General features: G+C 40.6%; 18 protein-coding genes and 2 rRNA genes. 14 read left to right on the top strand and 6 right to left on the bottom strand.

Going from position 1 to position 22,549, the window contains the following annotated elements:
* The 3 genes from H8B21_RS11970 to putP all read left to right on the top strand — a co-directional run.
* Positions 1–105: ribosomal RNA gene (locus tag H8B21_RS11970) — 23S ribosomal RNA — on the top strand; the annotation flags it as partial.
* A gap of 219 nt (positions 106–324) precedes the next feature.
* A 5S ribosomal RNA gene (gene rrf / locus H8B21_RS11965) occupies positions 325–436 on the top strand.
* Positions 437–584: 148 nt separating this feature from the next.
* The gene (putP, locus tag H8B21_RS11960) at positions 585–2,093 is read left to right on the top strand and encodes a sodium/proline symporter PutP (RefSeq protein WP_190313967.1); all 1,509 of its coding nucleotides are present in this window, start codon (positions 585–587) and stop codon (positions 2,091–2,093) included.
* Between the two features lie 61 nt (positions 2,094–2,154).
* Here the strand turns inward: putP and sucD are convergent, their stop codons facing one another.
* Both sucD and H8B21_RS11950 read right to left on the bottom strand, forming a co-directional pair.
* Positions 2,155–3,027 carry a succinate--CoA ligase subunit alpha gene (gene sucD, locus H8B21_RS11955; protein ID WP_190313966.1) on the bottom strand — a complete coding sequence of 291 codons (873 nt, stop codon included), beginning with the start codon at positions 3,025–3,027 and terminating at the stop codon, positions 2,155–2,157.
* 99 nt (positions 3,028–3,126) lie between these two features.
* Positions 3,127–3,660 carry an RNA methyltransferase gene (locus H8B21_RS11950; RefSeq protein ID WP_190313965.1) on the bottom strand — a complete coding sequence of 178 codons (534 nt, stop codon included), beginning with the start codon at positions 3,658–3,660 and terminating at the stop codon, positions 3,127–3,129.
* A 140-nt stretch (positions 3,661–3,800) separates the two neighbouring features.
* Here H8B21_RS11950 and rpsT point away from each other — a divergent pair, with 140 nt between their 5' ends.
* Positions 3,801–4,055 (top strand): 30S ribosomal protein S20, encoded by a 255-nt coding sequence (gene rpsT, locus H8B21_RS11945; RefSeq protein ID WP_105718454.1) that lies wholly within the window; start codon positions 3,801–3,803, stop codon positions 4,053–4,055.
* A gap of 81 nt (positions 4,056–4,136) precedes the next feature.
* Here the strand turns inward: rpsT and H8B21_RS11940 are convergent, their stop codons facing one another.
* Both H8B21_RS11940 and H8B21_RS11935 read right to left on the bottom strand, forming a co-directional pair.
* The gene (locus H8B21_RS11940; protein WP_190313964.1) at positions 4,137–4,994 is read right to left on the bottom strand and encodes a 3-keto-disaccharide hydrolase; all 858 of its coding nucleotides are present in this window, start codon (positions 4,992–4,994) and stop codon (positions 4,137–4,139) included.
* A gap of 15 nt (positions 4,995–5,009) precedes the next feature.
* Positions 5,010–5,825 (bottom strand): helix-turn-helix transcriptional regulator, encoded by an 816-nt coding sequence (locus H8B21_RS11935; RefSeq protein ID WP_190313963.1) that lies wholly within the window; start codon positions 5,823–5,825, stop codon positions 5,010–5,012.
* A gap of 128 nt (positions 5,826–5,953) precedes the next feature.
* Between H8B21_RS11935 and H8B21_RS11930 the strand changes: the two genes are divergently transcribed.
* Entirely contained in the window at positions 5,954–7,444 is a 1,491-nt protein-coding gene (locus H8B21_RS11930; RefSeq protein ID WP_190313962.1) for a succinate CoA transferase, read from the top strand.
* A gap of 30 nt (positions 7,445–7,474) precedes the next feature.
* Here the strand turns inward: H8B21_RS11930 and H8B21_RS11925 are convergent, their stop codons facing one another.
* A complete protein-coding gene (locus tag H8B21_RS11925) occupies positions 7,475–8,224 on the bottom strand; it encodes a DeoR/GlpR family DNA-binding transcription regulator (RefSeq protein ID WP_190313961.1) in 750 nt (249 codons plus the stop codon).
* A 237-nt stretch (positions 8,225–8,461) separates the two neighbouring features.
* Here H8B21_RS11925 and H8B21_RS11920 point away from each other — a divergent pair, with 237 nt between their 5' ends.
* The 9 genes from H8B21_RS11920 to H8B21_RS11880 all read left to right on the top strand — a co-directional run bounded on the left by H8B21_RS11920 (position 8,462) and on the right by H8B21_RS11880 (position 21,808).
* Positions 8,462–9,238: an SGNH/GDSL hydrolase family protein gene (locus H8B21_RS11920; protein ID WP_190313960.1), complete on the top strand. Its 777-nt coding sequence runs from the start codon at positions 8,462–8,464 to the stop codon at positions 9,236–9,238.
* Positions 9,239–9,250: 12 nt separating this feature from the next.
* Positions 9,251–10,075, top strand: coding sequence for an endonuclease/exonuclease/phosphatase family protein (locus H8B21_RS11915; RefSeq protein WP_190313959.1), 825 nt, complete (start codon positions 9,251–9,253; stop codon positions 10,073–10,075).
* 61 nt (positions 10,076–10,136) lie between these two features.
* The gene (locus H8B21_RS11910) at positions 10,137–13,382 is read left to right on the top strand and encodes a SusC/RagA family TonB-linked outer membrane protein (protein WP_190313958.1); all 3,246 of its coding nucleotides are present in this window, start codon (positions 10,137–10,139) and stop codon (positions 13,380–13,382) included.
* 12 nt (positions 13,383–13,394) lie between these two features.
* Complete coding sequence (locus tag H8B21_RS11905; protein WP_190313957.1) at positions 13,395–15,155, top strand: RagB/SusD family nutrient uptake outer membrane protein; 1,761 nt, start codon at positions 13,395–13,397, stop codon at positions 15,153–15,155.
* 42 nt (positions 15,156–15,197) lie between these two features.
* On the top strand, positions 15,198–16,712 hold the full coding sequence (locus tag H8B21_RS11900; RefSeq protein ID WP_190313956.1) for a PKD domain-containing protein: 1,515 nt from the start codon (positions 15,198–15,200) through the stop codon (positions 16,710–16,712).
* Between the two features lie 117 nt (positions 16,713–16,829).
* Positions 16,830–17,666 (top strand): endonuclease/exonuclease/phosphatase family protein, encoded by an 837-nt coding sequence (locus H8B21_RS11895; RefSeq protein WP_190313955.1) that lies wholly within the window; start codon positions 16,830–16,832, stop codon positions 17,664–17,666.
* Between the two features lie 193 nt (positions 17,667–17,859).
* Positions 17,860–18,975 carry a YdcF family protein gene (locus H8B21_RS11890; protein WP_190313954.1) on the top strand — a complete coding sequence of 372 codons (1,116 nt, stop codon included), beginning with the start codon at positions 17,860–17,862 and terminating at the stop codon, positions 18,973–18,975.
* Between the two features lie 36 nt (positions 18,976–19,011).
* A complete protein-coding gene (locus H8B21_RS11885) occupies positions 19,012–19,830 on the top strand; it encodes an N-acetylmuramic acid 6-phosphate etherase (protein WP_190313953.1) in 819 nt (272 codons plus the stop codon).
* Entirely contained in the window at positions 19,778–21,808 is a 2,031-nt protein-coding gene (locus H8B21_RS11880) for a hypothetical protein (RefSeq protein ID WP_190313952.1), read from the top strand. The genes H8B21_RS11885 and H8B21_RS11880 overlap by 53 nt, the downstream gene beginning before the upstream one ends.
* Positions 21,809–21,887: 79 nt before the next feature.
* Here the strand turns inward: H8B21_RS11880 and H8B21_RS11875 are convergent, their stop codons facing one another.
* Positions 21,888–22,466, bottom strand: a complete 579-nt coding sequence (locus tag H8B21_RS11875; protein WP_190313951.1) for a hypothetical protein — start codon at positions 22,464–22,466, stop codon at positions 21,888–21,890.
* Positions 22,467–22,549: the final 83 nt, after the last annotated feature.

Raw genomic sequence — 22,549 nt, 5'->3', positions numbered from 1 at the left:
AGGCTTCCTTACAGGGCCGTGGGAGACTACCACGTCGATAGGCCGCAGGTGTAGAGGTGGAGACACCACAGCCGAGCGGTACTAATAGCCCGAAGCTTTCCGCGCCGGAAAGTTCCGCTGTCCTCTTCCTTTTGTCAACTTTTTTTCCCAATGAATGTCAACCCTAGTGTCCAGGTGATATCGGTGGTATGTTTTACACCCATACCGATTTCTGACAGCTAGAATAAAGATATTCGGATACTATCCCCTTTTTTCGGTATTTAGCGGAAAAGTAATTGGATTGTATCAGCAACGTCCGCGAGGGACGAAGCATAAAACAGCATTTTAGGTGCCTATATCGGCGGTGTCTACCTCTTCCCATTCCGAACAGAGCAGTCAAGCCCGCCAGAGCCGATGGTACTGCCGTAAAAGGTGGGAGAGTAGGTCGGTGCCAAATTTTATACAAAGCCCCTTCAGGAAACTGGAGGGGCTTTTTTATTTGTCTCCTGTGTATAGAACTCGCCGTATTTTGCTAGTATTGTTGTTTTGTAGCCAAAATAGAATTAGAATAGTATAACAGAAACATTAAGAAAAATTAATTGCGTATGAATATTTATGAACTAATTTCTATCGGATTATATATGTTGGTGATGGTTTTGATAGGAATATATGCTTATCGAAAATCGACCAGCAACTCAGAGGAATTTTTAATTGGTGGACGAAAGATGGGACCGCTCGTGACTGCGTTATCTGCAGGAGCATCTGACATGAGTGGTTGGTTATTGATGGGTTTGCCGGGAGCGATGTACTTTATGGGGCTATCAGGAGCTTGGCTTGCTATTGGATTGACAATAGGCGCTTTTTTAAATTATGTTATTGTCGCACCTCGATTACGTGTATATACCGAAGTGGCCAAGAATGCGATTACATTGCCGGTTTTCTTCGAAAATCGTTTTCATGATAAAACGCAACTTTTGAAGTTGGTTTCTTCTGTTCTTATTCTTGTTTTTTTTACTTTATATACGTCGGCTGGGATGGTTTCCGGAGGAAGGCTTTTTGAATCAGCTTTTGGGATTGATTATCAAACCGGTCTGTGGGTAACAACATTGGTTGTGGTTTTTTACACTTTTTTTGGCGGTTTTATGGCGGTGAGTTTGACGGATGTTGTTCAAGGTACTATCATGCTTCTCGCGTTGCTGATTGTACCTGCGGTTGTCGTTTTTCATATAGGTGGTTTGGGAGAAACGGTTGATATTATATATAGTAAAAATGAAAGTTATATGGACTTGTGGAGGGGTACAACTACCATTTCGATTATTTCCTTGTTAGCGTGGGGGTTGGGGTATTTTGGTCAACCGCATATATTGGTCCGTTTTATGGCAATTGATAGCGTTCGTGATATACCGAAGGCACGACGTATTGGTATTACTTGGATGATGTTTACGGTAGGCGGAGCCTTATTAGTTGGTTTTTTTGGGATTGCTTACCTGCAGAAATTTGATGTCGCTACAATGCAGAAATTTGATGGTTCACGGGAGTTAGCAGAGACGATATTTATCCATTTATCCCGAGTGCTATTTCATCCTTTGATAGGAGGTTTTTTTCTATCTGCTATTTTAGCAGCTGTGATGAGTACGATATCTTCTCAGTTGTTAGTTACATCCAGTTCTATGACCGAAGATATCTACCGGACTTTTTTAAATAAACAAGCCAGCCCTAAAAGTATGTTGATCATGAGCCGAGTATCCGTTCTCGTTGTAGCGGTCATTGCTGTGTTATTATCTTTAAATCCGAAAGAAAGTATTTTAGGGTTGGTAGGGAATGCCTGGGCAGGTTTTGGCGCAGCGTTTGGCCCATTAATTATTCTTTCGCTTTTGTGGAAGCGTATTACGGCGATGGGTGGTTTGGCAGGTATGTTGGTAGGCGGATCTGTTGTGCTGCTTTGGGTATATGTGCCTCATGATTATAAAGATGTTTATGAAATTATACCGGGGTTTTTAGCTAGCTTTCTGACCACGGTCATTGTTTCCTATATGACGAAACCCGTTTCTAAGGAAATAGAGCATGAGTTTAACAAAGTTAGAGAGATAACTTCCAATCACGGAAATAAATAGAAAGAGAAAGCCCGGACGTACGTTCGGGCTTTTTATCATTAGAAAGAAAGGCTTCGTATAACTATTTTGCCAATTCTTCTGCAATAGCAACTCCAATTTCGGCAGGCGATTCTACAACGCGAATACCGCATTCTCGCATAATCTTCATTTTCGCAGCAGCAGTATCATCTGCTCCGCCTACGATTGCGCCGGCATGTCCCATACGACGTCCCGGAGGCGCTGTCTGTCCCGCAATAAAACCAACTACTGGTTTAGTACCATGTTCTTTAATCCAACGAGCTGCTTCTGCTTCCATGCCACCGCCGATTTCTCCGATCATGATAATCCCTTCTGTTTCTGGATCGTTCATCAACAACTCTACAGCTTCTTTTGTTGTCGTGCCGATGATAGGGTCTCCGCCGATACCAATGGCTGTTGTAATACCTAAACCAGCTTTTACTGTTTGGTCTACTGCTTCGTAAGTCAACGTTCCTGACTTAGAAACAACACCAACTTTTCCTTTTTTGAAAATAAAACCAGGCATGATACCTATTTTAGCTTCTTCAGCAGTGATAATACCGGGACAGTTTGGCCCGATTAATCTAGAATTTTTATCGCTCAAGTATGATTTTACTTGAATCATATCTTTAGTAGGGATACCCTCTGTGATACAAACAATAACTTCAATACCTGCTTGAGCCGCTTCCATAATCGCATCAGCAGCAAATGCAGGAGGAACAAAAATGATAGAAACGTTAGCACCAGTTGCTTCTACCGCATCTTGTACTGTATTGAAGACAGGACGATCTAAATGAGATTGCCCTCCTTTACCTGGAGTTACACCTCCAACTACATTCGTACCGTACTCAATCATTTGAGATGCGTGATAAGTACCTTCATTTCCGGTAAAGCCTTGTACAATTACCTTTGAATCTTTATTTACTAATACACTCATTTTTTCTGTTTTTTTGCAAAGCAAATCTACTATTTTGCAATGACTTCTAAAAATTTAAGCTCGCGCTATTCGTCTTTTTTTCTACAATGATTTACAACCTTACAAAAGCTTCAACTTTTGTAGGAACTGCCACAATACAATTCCGATGGTAACCGATACATTTAAGGAGTGTTTAGTACCAAATTGGGGAATTTCAATACACCCGTCAACGGCTTGCATGACGTCATCCGATACACCATGCACCTCATTGCCGAATATCAACGCATATTTTTTTTGTGGATCTGTCTCAAAGTTTTGTAATACAGTACTCCCGGTAGCCTGTTCAATGGCAAGGAGGGTATAATGTTCTTTCTTCAATTGCTCAATAGCAGTCATCGTATCTGGATGATGCTCCCAATCGACAGATTGCGTCGCACCCAATGCGGTTTTTTCGATTTCGCGGTGTGGAGGCGTGCCTGTAATACCACATAAAACAATTTTTTCGATAGCAAATCCGTCCGCTGTGCGGAACGTTGATCCAACATTATGCATACTGCGCACGTTGTCCAAAACAACGATAATCGGAATTTTTTCTTGGTTTTTAAAAGAATCGACGTCAATCCGATTTAACTCTTCCATTGATAGTTTTTGCATAAACGAAATTAGGGATTAGATGTTAGTATTTATAATTCCGATAATAACATTTTTCAAATACATTTTGAATATTGGAAACGATATGTTATTTTTGCATTCCGAAATTAGTATAAGAAAGAAAATAAAAATAGCTAAGAGAAATGGCAAATCATAAATCAGCGCTTAAAAGAATTAGAGCAAACGCGGCAAAACGCTTAAGAAACCGTTATCAGGCGAAAACTACTCGTAACGCAATCAAAAAATTACGTAATACAACAGATGCTGAAGAAGCTAAAACGTTGTTACCAAGAGTTGTTTCCATGCTTGATCGTTTGGCTAAGAAAAATGTTATCCACAAGAACAAGGCGTCTAACAACAAATCTAAATTAACGAAGTTAGTTAATAAATTAGGTTAATTTGTAGCTTATTCTTTAAGAATAAAAAGGGATGTATTGATTTACATCCCTTTTCTTGTTGGCTTTCGTTGAGAAAATTTGCTACAGAAGCTTTTGGATAATCTCGTCCAGTTTAGCCTTGTTGTCTTTGTAAGGAGCTAAATCGTATAATTCCACTTTTCGGAAGTCGATCGGATGGCTTTCACTTTGAAGATAGATAAATCCTTGATCTAAAAGTTTGCCGTCGGTTTTCTGGGCAGGGTCATAATGTTCCACATTTCCTCCTCCAATTTGAGGTTTGTTGTACTCCAGTACAACTTCTCCTTCCAGTATGTGTTGAATAAGAGAATCGCCTAATACCAGAAAATCAGCCGTTACCCATTCATCCCCATGATAAGTTTTTGATGTAGAACTTGTGCAATGAGGTGTAAATAGTGTTCCATCAATAACAACATTTGTTCCTGGCGTACATAAGTTCGATGTCGTCCGTTCATCCTTACCGTTTCCACCGAGAAACTGTCCTTCAATAGAGATCGGAAAATCCTGTTCTTTCAGCATAGTATTCGGATCCTGCCCGTGAAGCATCGCTCCGCTGTTGCGCCACGCCCAACCTTCGCCTCCCTGAACCTGTTCGTCGACAAAACGATATTCTACACGGAGGAGATAATAACTATAGGGTGTATTATAAGCTAAATGACCATACTGTTTGTTGAAATCATCATAGCCGTCGTAGCGTACTTTCAGTAGGCCATCTTCTACCCGAAATGTATTGGCATAGTTCTCGCCTACTTCGTGCAATCTAATTTTTGGCGTCCAATCGTTGATGTCTTCGCCATTAAAGAGTTGAATGGGTTGAAGTGTTTCATCGTTTGGTAGTGTTGTTTTACTTCCTGCCGAAGAGCAAGCAAATAAAATGGCTCCCGTTGCTAATGCCGATAGAAAACTGAGTTTGATGTTCATGCGTGTGGTTTAAGGTTATAGTAATAAATTTTTGTTTTTGACATATTCACTGGGTCTTACCCCGATAACTTTGTTGAATGTATTGCTGAAAGTGGGCAAGCTGCTGTATCCCACTTGCATCGCTACTTCGTTTACGCTCATCTTTTCGTCCAAAAGCAGTTTTAATGCGGTAAGCATGCGAAGAATGGTGTAATATTGGATAAAGCTCATATTTAATTCCCTTTGAAATAGACGGGCTAAAGTCCGTTCGCTAACCTCAAACTCGTTTGCTAGATTTTTAAAGCTAATGTTCTTGTCTATCCTTTGTTCTAGATAATTGACAATCGCCTTTAGTTTTTCATGTTTTGGATACGGAAGTGCTAGGGGTAATTCCGTTTGGGATATTTCCGGAAGGATTAACTTAAAAGCCTTCGCGATGGAGAACTTAGGTTCTTCAGAAGGAAATATATTACCCGTCCAACGATTGGTGAACATGATAAACTCGATTAAAAAATCATTGACAGGGTAGATGTTTACATCGTCGAAAAAGTCTGTGTCGGTGTCAAATTTTGGGAAATATAAATTTCGCATCACCACCTCTGGACTACTGGGATGTATGCTGTGTTTTATCCCGCCTGGAATCCATATATAATGACGTGCTGGTAGAAAGTAAGACTTTTCTTCCGTTTTTAAAAAAACGATCCCTCCTTCTGTATAAAGAAATTGTCCTTTTATATGGCTGTGTTCGGAAATGAAGCTTTCGCCCATAAGAGCATGGTGGCAATAAATACTATTTTCGAAAGTGTCTACTTCCGTCATATAATATTTGTCTACATAAAGCGTTCTGTCCATTGTTTTCTTAAGTAAGAGGCATAAATTTCTAGTTTTTTAACGACATAACCAAAAAAGTAGAAGACATACATGAAATTGCTTATTATTGCTTATCTTACATCTTGTTGAAAGGTAATAGCATATTTTATATGGCAGAGGAAAGAATAAAATTAGAAAGGCTGAAAGATAAAGTGATGACCGTACAAGAAGCGATCGGTTTTTTTGAGAACGATATGGTAGTTGGTGCCAGTGGCTTTACGAAAGCGGGAGACAGTAAAGTTGTACTGGAAGCATTGGCAGAACGAGCGAAAAATGAAGATATAAAAATTACGCTGATGACTGGTGCATCGCTGGGCCATGACACAGATGGAAAACTTGCAGCGGCAGGGGCGTTAAAAAAAAGAATGCCGTTTCAGGTAGACCGTACGCTGCGGAACAAGATTAATGCAGGTGAGGTGTTGTTTATTGACCAGCACCTTAGTGAGAGTGCAGAGTTGTTGCATAACAAGAATCTTCCTTCTGTAGATATTGCGGTTATTGAAGTGGCATACATCGATCGAGATGGTAGTCTCGTGCCTACCACTTCTGTCGGAAATTCAGCGACATTTGCTGAACTGGCCGAAAAGTTGATTATTGAAATTAATACGGCTATCCCGGTGGAGGTTTACGGGCTGCATGATATATATAAACCAGAGAATTACCCATATCGAAATGTAATACCCATTGTTGCTCCATGGAACAAGATCGGTCGTAAGACCATTTCTGTTAATCCGGATAAGATTGTTGGAATCGTTTTTACAGACAAAAAAGACAGTCCGGCGGACATTGCCGAGCCCGATGCGAAAACAACAGCTATAGCTGCCCATATCTTGAATTTCTTTGAGAATGAAGTGCAGTTGGGGCATCTTAGTGACCGACTTCAGCCTTTGCAGGCAGGAATTGGAAAAGTAGCCAATGCGGTATTGATGGGTTTTAAAAATAGTAATTTTTATGATTTAACCATGTTTTCCGAAGTGTTGCAGGATAGTACTTTTGATTTGATAGATGCTGGAAAACTGTCTTTTGCTTCCGCGTCATCTATTACTGTTTCCGAGGAGTGTTATGAAAGGGTATTCAATAATTTGCAGCGATATCGGGACAAAATTGTACTTCGTCCCCAAAATATTTCCAATACACCGGGCTTGATTCGCCGGTTAGGAGTTATTGCTATCAATACAGCAATTGAATTTGATATTTACGGAAACGTCAACTCTACACATATAGCAGGTTCAAAAATCATGAATGGTATCGGTGGTTCGGGTGATTTTGCCCGAAATGCATACCTCAGTATTTTTGTGACGCAAGCAGCTTCTAAAAATAATACGATTTCGCATGTGCTGCCCATGGTGTCGCATGTAGATCATACCGAACATGACGTTGATATTTTGGTTACTGATATCGGTTTGGCGGATTTACGTGGGCTCGCCCCAAGGGAGCGCGCCCAAAAAATTATCGATAATTGTGTTCATCCGGATTTTAAAGAAGAGCTTCAGTCCTATTTCGATAGGGCGTGTGAAAGAGGGGGACATACCCCCCATTTATTGGAAGAAGCCTTTAGCTGGCACTTACGACTCGCGGAAACCGGTACAATGAAGAAGTAAGTTGACGCCTTTCATCTTAATAAATTGTCCTTATAATATTTTTATGCCTACTTTGCGGTAGGGTTCTAATAAAGGGCTGTCTGCAGGTAGTTCGGTTATGAGGTAATCAATTTGTTCGATTGATGAAACAATAAATTTTCTATTGCTATTCAGTTTTTCACTGATACACATCACAACGGTTGTTTTTGATGATTGTATCATAGCTTTTTTGGCTTGAACGATTTCCCAGTCGATATCACTAAGCCCTTGTTCTGCGGAAAAACCATTTGCGCCTAAGACGCATATATTCGCCCGGATATCTTTTAGCTGATTGACGACATCCGCCCCCGTGTGCAGATATGAATCTTTATGTAGCCTTCCTCCGATTGTGTTTACGATAGCATCGTTATTTTCTGCCAAAGCAATGGCTGTTTGCGGGCTTATGGTAAAAAAGTGCAAACTGAGGTTTTTTGGGGTTACTTTCGCGAAAGCCTGGATGGTTGTTCCTCCCTCGATTAAAATAACCTGATCTTTCTTTAATAAGGAAATAGCCTTTTCCGCAATCACTTTCTTGGCTTCAGATCCGTAAACTGTTTCCTGTTGTTGAAAGGGGGTGACGAGCGAATTACTTATTGCACCGCCGTGTACCTTGGTGATGAGTCCAGCCTCAGTAAGTTCTTTTAGATCCCGACGGACCGTGTCCTCGGAAACTTGCAACAGCTCACTAAGATCGGTGGATAGTACCTTGTTGTGTAAGTTGATTTCGCGCAGTATTATTTTTAAGCGTTCCTCTTTTAACATCGTTCAATTACTTTTTGGTCGTGTTTGTCAAAGGTAAGGTTTTGTGCGGATATTAATATTGCGTTTATTGCATGGATAATATGCGCTTAAAAGCGCATATATAGCTACTTTTATATTAATATTCGATTAATTTTATATTAAATAGCGTAAAAATATTTTGATATTCGTTTTTATGCGTTTATATTTGTTTTGAAAAACGCAAATAAACTTAATGTGTTTTAGATTGAATTTGAAATTATGAAGAGAACTAGCTTATATATTCTGTTCGTACTTATAACTTCAGCGATAATGATGTTTGGAGTGAAAGGAAAGGGGAGGGAGGAATCATTAGGTTGCACGGGGTGGGTGAAACCTGGAAAAGATACAACTGTATTGAAGATTGTTGCGTTTGGGAACTCTATAACGGCAGTTCGTTCTAATGTACAGCAAGTTTTTGCACAGCGTTTGCCTGCATTGCTGAAAAATAGAGGAATAAATGCTGTTGTTATCAATTCAGGAATTGGTGGCAGCCATTCGGGCAGACTAATTGACAACGACAGGATACAGGTACAGCACGGGTTAGATCGTTTTATACCAGACGTGCTCAGTCATAAACCCAATCTTGTCATTATCGGGTTCGGTCATAATGATGCCTATATAGACAGTAATCGGCTCGATGGAAAGTCACGTATCCCACTAGAGGATTATCGAAGCAACTTGATATATATGATCACGGAACTGCAAAAAACAAAATCAAAAATAATTTTAGTATCTCCGAGTCCCATTGCCAAGCCACAACGGTCAGCTTTTCAAAATACGAGGCTTTCGGAGTATGCAGAAGCGGTTCGCTCTCTGGCCGCTGAATATAAAGTAGGTTTGGTAGATAATAATAAGTTGTTTTTAGAATACAACAAGAATGGTAAACGTTATGAGACCCTACTGACTGACGGCGTCCATCCAAATGATGATGGGCATCAGATGATAGCGGAGAACCTAGTTATAGAGATTATAAAAATAATAGAAAATAAATACTAAAAACGATAAATTATGATGATAGCTAACCGTTCAGTTTTATTGGTGCTACTGTTGTTCATAGCGGTTGCATGTGGAAAGGGAGTCGCAGAACCACTGCCAGAACCAGATGAAAAAGAAAATGTCATTCGTGTAGCGGTATATAATACGCATTGGTGTACGGGTACCGATGGTGTATTAAGTCCACATAGAATAGCTGAAGTATTGAAAGGCCTTAATGCGGATGTTATTGCTCTTAATGAAATTGACAGAAATTACGATTCCCGGAGTAATTATGAAGATCAACTCCAAATTATTGCGGATGCCTTGGAGATGAATTACCAATTTCAGAAGACGACATGGAAATCGGCTATTCCTGCGTCTGGAAATAAAACTCGAGAATTTGGCCATGCTATTCTAAGCAAGCAACCTATAGAATTTTTGAATGCTAGAATATTTGATGCATACTCCAAACATTATCATGGATTGTTAGAAACCAAGATCGTCGTGAAAGGTAAGCCCGTTTTGTTTTACGTAACGCATTTAGATACGGATCCTGCAAGTCTTCAATCACAATCTGTACAGCTAAAGCAATGGATGGCAGAAAGAGAGGGGGCAAAAATATTGATGGGGGATTTCAATGCTGTACCAGAGAATCCTTCGATAAGGTATATAAAAAATGGGATGATCGACGCTTTTGAGAAGCAACCAGATGCTTTTACGTTTAAATCCAATAACCCCACGATAAGGATAGATTATATTATGGGGAGTGGAGATGTTGAATTTGTAAATAGCAACGTCATTAAAACGCTTGCTTCAGATCATTTCCCTATCGTAACAGAGATAAAAATAAATGAATGATAAGGTTTCAGACAGCAAATCCTAAATGATAATTAAAAATGAAAAAACTAACCCTAAGCACATGAAAATAGCAATACATGATTTCAGAATGAAGCTCTTCAACAAATATTTTGTTGTTATAGCGCTCATCTTTTTTAGCCAATCGTTAAGCTGGGCGTCCGACATCGACCCGTTTACAAATAGACAAAATAGAATAATCACTGGTCGGGTCACAGATGCTACCACGGGCGAACCCTTAGCAGGCGCTAAAGTCGAAGCGAAAGGACTATCCATTGCGACAGCTACAAACGCAGATGGTTTGTACGATTTGGAAATTCCGAACGGAGCAGAAATTTTAATGGTCAGTTCCATCGGGTACGAGACGTCGGAAATAAAGGTAAACGGGCGGTCGAAAATCGATATTACATTAGCTTCTGACGAGCGAAGAGTTGAGGAAGTGATTGTTGTGGGGTATGGAACCCAGAGCAAGGAAAAAGTCACGGGCGCAGTAAACCAGGTTGGGGCAGAAGTTTTTCAGAACAGGCCGATCGTTAATCTTGCACAGGGATTGCAAGGGGCAATCCCCAACCTAAACATCAGCTTTGGGGATGGTCAGCTAAACCGGGGAGGGGATTTCAACCTTCGGGGTTTTACTTCGATTAACGGCGGTTCACCGCTTATATTGATTGATGGAACGCCAGGAGAGATCAATCAGCTTAATCCTGAAGACGTAGAAAGCGTTACGGTTCTGAAAGATGCTTCTTCGGCCGCTATCTACGGCGCTAGGGCTGCTTTCGGCGTGGTGCTCGTCACAACGAAAAAAGGTAAAGAGGGCAGGCCGCAAATAAGATATACAAATAATTTCGGTACAGGTTCGCCAATACGTATACCACGTGTGTTATTAAATTCACTGGAACATGCCCGTATACAAAATGACGCCTATAGAGGATATGCCGGAACAGATGCACCTGGATTGAATGCGGTGATTGATTACCTTGAACAAAGAGAAGCTGATCCGTCGTTGCCTGAATTGGGAATAGATGCTTCAGGGAATTTTATAAGAGGAGCTTCAACCGATTGGTATGGAGAGTTCTATAACGATAATATGCCGTTTTCGAAAAATTATCTCAGCATTTCCGGAGCTAACGATAATACAAACTATTTCCTTTCTGTTGGGCACGAAAAAAGAGACGGAATTTATCGCGTGGAAACAGATAATCTTAAAAAATACAGTTTGCGACTCAAATTGGATAAACAACTGGCAGGGTGGATCAATGTTTTTAATAATACGGAGCTTAATCAGGGTGTGTATGATACGCCGAATAGATATGTAACTGATGGAGGATACAGTGTTTACAGATATCTTTCCCTTTACGCCAATCCTTATGAGGCGATCAGAACTGCAAATGGTAATTATACCTTGGCCGGGATGTCTACTTTTGGTCAGATGACTGATGCTGGACGAACGATTGAGAAGCGGCAATTATTAAAGAATACACTAGGTTTTCGTACAAATTTTTTTGATAATAGACTGAAAATTAATGGCGATTATACTTATTTCGTTACGCAGGACAGAAACGATATTCAGAACTTTCGCCAAACTTATGAAGATCGTAATAATAACATCGCTATTTTTAATGGTCCCGATTATTATCGGTCGTCTTTCGGTGAAAATAAGCATCATATCATCAACCTATTTGCAGAATTTGAACAACGGTTTAACGATCATAATTTTAAAGGATTAATTGGCTACAATCAAGAATTGTATCAAATTGATAATTTCTTTGCTCGCCGGGATGGTAATATTACCAAAGATCTTGGATCGCTGAACCTCACCAATGGTATTCCTACGCTAGGTGCGGGAAAAGCAGAATGGGCGCTACAGGGTTATTTTACAAGACTAAACTACGATTATAAAAGTAAATATCTGGTGGAGTTTAATGGTCGTTACGACGGTACTTCTCGTTTTGCCAGGGAGACAAGGTTCGGTTTCTTTCCTTCTGTCTCTGCTGGTTGGGTAGTTTCCAACGAAGACTTTTTTAGCTCAATTTCCCATGTAGTCAATAGTCTGAAATTTCGCGGATCTTATGGATCACTGGGCAACCAGGCTCTTGGAGGGAATCAGCTCAAAAATAGTTATGCTTATATCAGTTCGCTAGATCCATATACACTATCGAGGTTATTGGAAGTAGGAGGGCAGAGACCTTTAGCTGTGAGTGCTCCAGCCCTTATCCCTTTCAACCTTACATGGGAAACATCGACCACACTTAATGGTGGATTTGATTTCAGTATGATGAATAATAGATTGGACGTCGGATTTGATTATTACGTACGCGATACAAAAAATATGTTAACAAAAGGTCAGCAGCAACCTGCTGTGTTAGGTGCTACCGAGCCTCGGGAAAATGCGGCAGACCTCAGAACGAAAGGGTGGGAGCTCTCCTTAAAGTGGAATGATCGTTTTCAGCTCCTAGATAAACCCTTTTCCTATAATTTCTCCGTGGTGCTGTCTGATAACCGATCGCATATTACAAGATTCAATAATCCCAATAAATTGTTGAGTGATGATTACTACGAGGGAATGGAAGTGGGTGAAATCTGGGGTTACAAAACATTAGGTTTCTTTCAAACAGATGAGGAGTCAGCCTCTCATGCTGATCAGTCAAGACTACGTCTGTTTACTGGTATGCCCTTGGCAGGGGATATAAAGTTTGAAGATACAGATGGTAGTGGCAGAATCGATTTCGGAAGTAATACGGTTGACGATCCCGGAGACCTACAGATCATAGGTAATACAACGCCTAGATATGCTTATGGGGTAAACGCGGGTTTTAACTGGTATAATTTTTCGTTGGATGTTTTCCTTCAGGGGATAGGAAAGCGCCAATTCTATCCGGGTCCAGAGTCAGCAGTATTCTGGGGTTTTTACAATCGGTGGAGTCAGCCTGTATATGAACATATTGCCGGAAATTATTGGACACCAGAAAATCCGGACGCCTATTTTCCAAGATTGAGAGCCTATGAAGCATTGACAACAGATCGATCCCTGGGTGCTACTCAAACGAGATATTTACAGGATGCTTCGTATCTCAGGTTAAAAAACATTACTGTAGGGTATTCTTTACCACAATCCGTGCTGTCCAAAGCAAGGATGCAAGGTGTGAGAGTATTTTTCTCCGGGGAGAATCTCTACGAGTGGACCAAGCTTTCGAGCGCGTTTGATCCCGAAGGAATTAATGATGATGACGAGGGAGGCAGAACGAACGGTCAAGGATTTGTGTATCCTATGATGCGTACGTTCACATTCGGTCTGGAAATTAACTTTTAAAAATTGCCTATCATGAAGAAGATACAGAAATTTATACTTTTATTTGCCGGCAGCGTTATACTCGCTTCCTGTGATTCTGATTTTTTGGAGCGTTATCCACAAAGCGAGATCAGCCCGCAGGTTTTTTTTAATACCGAAAGTGATTTAGAACTATACACCAACAGCTTCTACACATATCTACCGGGAAATAATATTCCAACAGATGATTTTTCGAGTGACAATGTGAATGTTTCCGGATTAGATGAGCTGGTGGCCGGATTAAGAAGGGTGCCTAGTGATGCCGAAGCGGCAGGTTGGACTTGGTCTCAATTATATAATATCAATTATTTTTTGGAACATTATGACAAACCCGCCATACCCGAAGAGGCGAGAAACCATTACGGTGGTATAGCAAGATTTTTTAGAGCGTATTTTTACTTTGAAAAGGTAAAACGTTTTGGCAACGTGCCATGGTATGGACGTTCCTTAAATGTGGGTGATCCCGATCTATTTAAGGCTCGTGATTCACGGACATTGATCATCGATTCTATCAAAGCCGACCTTAATTTTGCTATCAACAACGTTCGGTCGGCAAAGACACCCGGTCGTATTAATAAATGGGCAGCATTGGCTTTAAAGTCAAGAGTTTGTCTTTTTGAAGGGACTTTTAGAAAATATCATACTAATCTTGGGTTACAGTCTTCTGCTGATGGACTTCTACAGGAAGCAGCGGACGCTGCGGACTTATTTATTAAGACAAGTCCCTATAAATTAGCGCAAGGAAATCCAAGTACTGTTTATCTTAATCTCTTTGCTTCGGAGACACCCAATTCGGACGAATACATATTAACAAGACTTTACGGAATAGACGTAAATATGTCACATCCTACCAATGATATTTTTACGTCCGCTACAAGGGGTAATCCCGGGTTAACAAAATCGCTAATAGATTCCTATTTATTAGCTAATGGAAAGCCATTTTCTTCGTTGCCAAATTATGATGAGTTGCCTTTCTGGGAAGAAGTGAAAAATCGTGATCCGCGATTAGCCCAAACCATACGTACACCCGGTTACAGACGTATTGGTGCTCCTGCTACTTCCGCTCCGCTGAAACCAGATTATGCAAATGCACTTACAGGTTATCAAAATATAAAATTTGTGAGTGGCGTTGAAAGAGGTACAGCGAGCTACACACCTTTACCCATCTTTCGATATGCAGAAGTGCTTCTAAATTATGCAGAAGCTATGGCCGAACTGGGAAAATTGACACAACCTGAAGCTAACAGGTCTATTAATCTGCTTAGGGATAGAGTAGGTATGCCAAGAATAAGCGTCGAGGCAGTTACCACTGACCCGCAACTAGCCGATTTATACAATAATGTTTCTGATCCGCTAATATTAGAAGTCAGAAGAGAAAGACGGGTAGAGCTGGCCATGGAAGGTTTTAGATACTATGACTTGATGCGTTGGAAACAAGGACGGCTATTAGCCGAGACTTTTTATGGCGCCTATTTCCCGGGTAAAGGGATCTTTGATCTGGATGGGGATGGCACCGATGATATCGGTATCGTAGATACCAGGCCTTCTTCACCTGTTTCTGGAGTGCAGTATTTTATTTTGGGATCGGATAGGGCGTTAAGTGAGGGGAACAAAGGCAATATCATCGTTCATCCTAATATAGAGAAAGTTTTTGTCGAAGGCAAGGACTACCTTTATCCATTGCCTCTAAATGAGCTAATATTGAATAAACAACTTAACCAAAACCCAGAGTGGGATGATGTCGAGCGAGACTGATAATAATTGACTAATATATTATAATTTAAAAATGAATTGAAGATGAAAAATGTAAGATTATTTATGATGGGGATCGTGCTAGTCCTGGCATTTGGATCCTGCTCAAAAGACAACGACGGCGGTGGTGGAAATGAAGGAGAACCATCCATCGATTTTTCCTACGCTCCAGAAACTCCGGCAGCAAGCACCTCCATAAAATTTACGGCTAATGTGAATCAGGGGTCTAGCAATATAAAATCATGGAAATGGTCTTTTGGCAATTCCACAGGGGCGACATCAACGGAAAAAGATCCTTCTTTTACGTACAATCAAGAAGGGTCTTTTGAAGTACAGTTGGAGGGAACGGATGCTGCGGGGAAAAAAGCGACGGTAAAGAAAACGGTTGTCGTCCAGGCTGATCCGACATTCGAATTCCCGGCTGAATTGGCGTGGACACTTGAGAATACGACGACAATTGATAATATGAACGATGCAACAAGACCATTAATTGGCGATGATGGTACAATTTATTATGTCGTAGGTGGGATGTCATCTGCAGCGTCTAGACTAGTAGCAGTAACGGATGCAGGAAATAATGCAGAGGTGAAATGGGAATGGGCTCCGGGAGTAGGATTACGCGCAGCTCCCTCCATGGGAGGAGATGGAAATATATACCAAACGAAGTGGCATGTGAATAGCATAGCAAAAATAAATACGGCAAATGGCAACATGTTATGGGATCAGCCAACCAATAACGCTGGATCTTCCAATTCTACCGCAGCTATCGACAACGCAGGAAATATTTATGTCGCTTCCAGAATTACGGCAACCGCTGGCGGTATCTTTTCTTTCGACAGTAGTGGAAAAGAAAGGTGGTCTGTTTTAGCAGCGACAGGAATTGGGGCGACATACTCATCCCCCGCTATCAGCAAAGATGGCAGTACGGTTTATTTTTATAATAGTGGATTGGGGACGTTGTCGGCTTATCGCACAGCTGATGGTACCATAAAATGGGCTACACCGGTAAAAGCAGAAGTCGGCCTGGGAACTTCTGTATCCGTTAACGCTGATGGGACAATCTATGCAACAAATGATAAGGAGGTCATTGCAGTAACGGATAATGGTGCCACGGGAACATTGAAGTGGAAAGTGGGAGATCTATTAAGCCCCAATAGTTCAGGAGTCGTCATTGGTCCTAATGGCGATCTATATGTTGGTACAAAAGGAGGCTTAAAAGCTTTGAATCCAGCTACCGGTGCTGAAAAATGGACTTATCCTACGTGGGTAGAGGAATGTGTGCCAGCAGTCGATAAAAACGGAAATATATATTTTGGTAATAATGAAGGAAAATTTCTGATTGTTAATGCGGAAGGAGAGTTGGAGAAACAGATTACAGTGGGTGGAGCAGCTGCTTTAGTTCATTCTCCCGTAATAGGTGACAATGGAAACGTTTATGTAGAAGTAGCAGATAACAACAAAATTAAATTATGTAAGATCACGGTAGAAGGTGGTGGTCCTGCAAACTCACCATGGCCGATGAAGGGACAAAATAGAAAGCATACTGGGTTGGCAAAATAGCTAGTTTATTAAGCTAATTGATTCTCATTCCCGCTCTGCAACGTATGCGCAGGACGGGAGGGAGAATGGTATAATATCTGAAAAAGCGAAAATGAGCATAAATTAAATCGACAGGAGATGAAGTATAATAATGTGATATCGATAAGCCTTTTTTTTGTAATGTTCTTGATAAGCTGTGGAAAGTCTACAGGCGGGACTGATGTTGTTCCTGAACCGGAGGAGGAAGATGAACCCAAAACATATACGATACGTGTTTTAACCTATAATATCTTTCATGGAGAGACTACTTTAGGGAAAATTGATATGGATTTATTTGGACAGATTATCAAGGATGAAAATCCTGATTTGGTAGCATTGCAGGAAGTCGACAAAGGTACTACGCGCTCGGGAGGAATAGATCAAACGGCAGAATTAAGTACACGTGCTGGCTTGACGGGATACTTTGCAAAAGCCCGGAATTTTCAAGGTGGAGACTATGGTACAGCCATATTGTCAAAATTACCAGTAGACGATTTTAAGGTTATTCCTGCTTATAAAACTGGGACTTACGGCACGGCCTATGCCTACGCTAAAATAAAACTCGACGAGAATACCTCTATTTGGTTCAATTCATCACATCTTTCTACCACTTTGGAAGAGCGAACTGTTCACACCCAAGAATTGGTCAATTATTACAGAACCGTTCTTAAACGCGAACCGTTGATTATCTGTGGGGATTTAAACGCGCAATTGTCGGATCCGGAGATGGAAGTTTTAAAGGAAGATTTTGCGGAATCAGATGTAGATCTTTTAAATACCTTTTCTACCCGTACAGGTATGAGAAGTAAGATCGATTTTATCATGTATCCAAAATCCGGAGCTTGGAAAGTGCGTTCGGTTAAACGTATTTGTAGACCAGATGCATCAGATCATTGTGCTGTGTTTGCAGAATTGGAATATACCAAGCCTCAATAAGAAATTAGTGTAGAGAAGATAGGATGAACATATGAAAATAATGATTCTGTTGTGTAACTTTAGTAGAGTTTTTCTATTTCTTGCTTTTTTTGGAATAACGACATATACACAAGCTTTCGACGACACATCGAAAAACACAGAAGTGTCGCCCGATTCTGTGATGAAGAACAAACTGTTTTATTTTTTCAAAGTTTTGAATTCAGAGACAAAACTAAAAAAAGCAATCGAAGACGATGAGTCACTGAGAGAAATTTATGCGCAACAAATTACGCGTACTACCTCTTCCCAACAGCGCTGTAACAGTGGAAAATGTTATGCGGAAGTGCTATGTTGGAATGATAGAGAAATTGAGAAAGCAGGCACGGCGCTTATTAGCATATTAGAAAAAAATGGGAAAATACAATCTATAATTAAAAATCTAAAAGAGTCGGGGCATTATAATTTATTCCATGATCTGAACGATACCGCATTTATACGTACTGTTTGGGAATACAATGCCCAAGGTATCAACAGAATATTTCGTGTTTATTTAGGAGGAAATCCACCTAAGCGATATGCCGCTATAGACTCTATCAGTTATAAGCAAGACGATCCACGATTTGTTCAACGGGTTGATTCCATAATAACAGCGGTCACCACACCATCTAACGATAAATTATCACTTCCTTTTTTTGAACTTTCTTTAAAAACAGCACTTGCAGTACTTAATATTAATGGTAGAGATGAAGTTGCCAGATATGAACCGCTAACAGCGGGTTACAATAGTGAAGCTTTTCTGGCCGTTAAAAATATAGATTGGAGTTTATACAAATATAGCGCATTACTGGTGCCAGGATTTGGACCGGAAAAAGAAGGGGTAAGAATACATGAAAAAGGTATCGCAAGGTGCAAAATGGCTGCGGAAAGATTTAAAAGCGGGTTAGCCCCATTTATTATCGTTTCAGGAGGACATGTATATCCATTCAGGACACCTTTTAGCGAAGCAGTGGAAATGAGAAGATACCTCATAGAGGAATTAGATATTCCGAAGGAAGCGGTAATTATTGAACCACATGCAAGGCATACGACAACCAATATCAGAAACGCAACTCGGCTGTTGTATCGATTTGATATACCCGATACATTGCCCGGCTTGGTCGTAACAGATGCGGCACAGGTAAATATGATTGAAAATCTAGCACCTAGATGTATTCGGGAACTAGGCTATGTGCCCTATAAAAATGTAAACGTCCTAAATGAAAATGAAGTAGAATTTGTTCCTTCAATACAGGCATTCCAGATCAATTTGGAAGATGTTTTGGATCCATAACAACTATTGAAAATTAAACACAAACACCAAATACATATGACAAGAATAACAGAACAACCCTCTAGGCATCGTCATCTCGAGAAAAAAACGGTGGAGGAAATTACTCATCTTATTAATGCGGAAGATAAAACGGTAGCTCTCGCTATAGAGCAGGCATTACCACAATTAAACAATTTGATAACGGAGGTTGTAAAAAAACTGAAGGATGGGGGGAGAATGTTTTATCTAGGCGCGGGCAGTGGTGGACGACTGTCTGTATTAGATGTGATAGAAATGCCTACAACCTATGGCGTGCCCAAAGGATTGCTCAATTCTATTTTAGCCGGAGGCACAGAACACTTGGTAGAAGCGCTAGAAGAAAAAGAAGATGATGTGGAAGCAGGATGGAGAATGTTGCAGGACGAACACGTCTCCCAGAAAGATATCGTAATAGGAATATCAGCTAGTGGTACTACACCATTTGTATTGGCAGGGTTGAAACAATGTCGTACGAACAATATTACGACAGGCTGCATTGTCAGCAACCCCCATTCTATCATAGCTGCCAACGCGGATCTACCTGTCGAAGTAATAACCGGACCGGAATTTATATCGGGCAGTACCCGTATGAAATGTGGAACGGCACAAAAAATGATTTTTGATATGATCAGCACGACGACGATGATTCAACTGGGTCGGGTGGAAGATAATAAAATGGTTAATGTTGCTTTGATCAATGATAAAATAATAGACCGGGCGGTCAAAATATTAATGGAAAAAGTAGGGCTGACAGACTATGAGCAAGCAAAAAAACTGTTAATGGATGCAGGTAGCGTTAAAGAAGCAATCGTTCAGTGGCAACTTCAACATCAATGATATGAATCCAAATATCCTATATCGAGGAAGTATACAAAAAGGAAATAGACGACGGGGAACGTGGACACTTTTTTTATGCATTCTGTGCTTGCTTTGTCAAGCACAGAATCAATCTGGTTATCAAGTTGGTTTTGCAAAAATGAGTATAGATCCGCCCGACAATATTTTTGGATTAGCATTGGCCGGATACGGGTTACCGGCAGAAGGTCGATTCAGTACCACATGGGAAGTTGTAGATTCGCTGAAACGGTTTAAACTGATCACGTCTGATAAAGAAAAATTGTTAGCACTTGATAAGGAGAATACCTGGTTCTCAGCACAACAGACAGGGGGAAGTTTGCAATGGAAGGAAAATTCCTTGGAGATTACCGAACTAAGCGCTGTTGCGGTTTCGGGAAAGCAAGAGTATGTCTTGGATACAAATGGAAAGCTCTGGATTAGGAAAGCGGGAAACAAGCTAAAAAAAGTTAAGTCACCGAAATTAAAAACAATAGCGTCTGATGGAAAATATCTGTATTCCGTCGATAACATCGGTAATATAAGCCGCGGAGAATACCATAACGATAAAATAAGATGGACGGCAATAGAAAAAGAAGACGTAGAGGCGTTTACGATATATGATGGAAATATTATATTTTCCGACCCCGAGGGTAGATTATGGAAAACGCCACTTAAACAAGAAGCATCTTCTGGAAAAGTTCAGATTGGTCGTTATAATGATGTAACCTATACAGTGAAAATAAAACAATTGGCAGCAACGAATGACCGTATATATGCACTTGATACAAACGGAAGTCTTTTTGTTGGGAAACATAAAAGTGAAAACAGTATGGAAACTGGAGCTGTTGCTATCCAAAATGATGATCGAAAAGTCGTTATTATTACGATAGATGTATGCGGAGTTGACTATTCTTTTACACAAAAGATAAAGGAAACTATTGCTTCAAAACACAATCTACCCAAAGATGCTATCTTGATGAATGCTTCGCATACCCATTTTGCCCCTGTTACACAAGCTTGGACGACATGGGCGCATTTTTATCAACAACCAGACAGCAATTATCTAAACAACGTAGTTGGCAAAAACATCATAGCGGTTGCAGATAAAGCGATTGAAAACATGGAACCTGCTTCTATTTATTTTGGGAGAGGAGAAACCACTATAGGTTTAAACAGAAGAGACAATGTTAGAAAGAGCGAGGGGCCTGTGGATCGGACATTGGATGTAGTTAAAGTGCTTAATCAACGCCAGCAGCTTATGGGAACCATATTTTTTGCCGGATGCCACCCCGTATTTCAGAATAAAGGAGAGGAATCGTTTACATTGAGTGCAAATTTTCCTGGGATAGCTAGAGGCATATTAGCGACGCATACCGGTTCTGATTACAACCTTTTTGTACAGGGATGCGGAGGCGATATCAATCCAGTGTCGGCTGATTACCGGGAGACGGGCGCTGATTTAGCGAAAAGTGTTTTGGAAGTACTCTCGAATGATATGCAAGAAGTAAGAGGTACACTTGATTCTTTTGTAGATAGTGTATTAATTCCCATAAAACCAATGAAGCCAGAGGAAATTAAAGCGTTTAGGGAGAAAACTGCTATACAACGAAGTACAGTGTATACAGATAAAGATCTACGTTGGGCAGATTTGATGGAGCATCGGTATCAGGCCGATGCGGTTCGGCAGGAATTGCCAGTTTATGTACAGACATTAAATATCGGGTCCTGGAAATTGGTTGGCTTATCTCGTGAAGCGGTGACGTCTTATAGTATGAAGATCCGCCAGATATGGCCGAATCATAAAGTAAGCGTGGCAGGATATTGTAATGATGTCTCCAGTTATCTCCCGGACCGCTGGCATATCGAAAAAGCTGTCTATGAAGGGTATGATTCTTTTTTCTGGTACGGACAAAATGGAATCCCGCCGCTAAATATCCAAGAAATTATTATTGACGAAATCAAACTAAAAAACAGGTAAATTAAGTGTGCTCTTTAACAAAAAAGCACATCCCATTTGTAAAGGATGTGCTTTTTTCTAAAATAAGGTTACTGCCTTTCTATCTTTGTCCAGGCAGATAAATCTGGAAACCAACACTTACACCAAGACCGCTTTGTCCACCGCCGGAATTGACGTTAGCTTTGCTGTAGTTATAACCAGCCGCTACTTCCAATGCAACTGTCTGGGTAATGAAGTGTGCATACCCTACATTTGCTCCTAATGCCAACGAAACATCACTTCCTGGCTTACTTCCGGCTATACCGATATCACCTTGCCCGAAGAAACGCCCCGATGCACTAGCTCCACCAGGGAAATAATAACGCACGAAAGGAGAGATCCCATAGTTGTAGACATTGTCTTGGTCCTTGATAGCAGTTAAACCTAAACTAGCTTGAGCACCTACCGCCAAGCCGTCTGCTACAAAATAACCAGCACGAGGGTTTAAATTGATATTGAATTGATCACCTTCAAAGCTGTAACCTATATTCCCTATAGATCCACCAACCATCCAATTACCCTGTCTAATAGGTTCCATTCCTACATTTGCTGTAGATTGCGGCGTAGTTTCTACACGTTGTGCTTGAGCACCGATTGCGAAACCTCCTAGTAAGAGGCATAAAAATGTAAACTTCTTCATATTACGATCTATTACGTTAAAATTATTTTATCTAAGTTAATAACGTTCGATGATCATAATTGTTTGGTGTATTTTAATAAATT

Origin of the sequence: Sphingobacterium chuzhouense (assembly GCF_014692525.1) — a bacterium.
GTDB classification, from domain to species: Bacteria; Bacteroidota; Bacteroidia; order Sphingobacteriales; family Sphingobacteriaceae; genus Sphingobacterium; species Sphingobacterium chuzhouense.
This window is presented reverse-complemented; position numbering and strand designations above follow the sequence as displayed.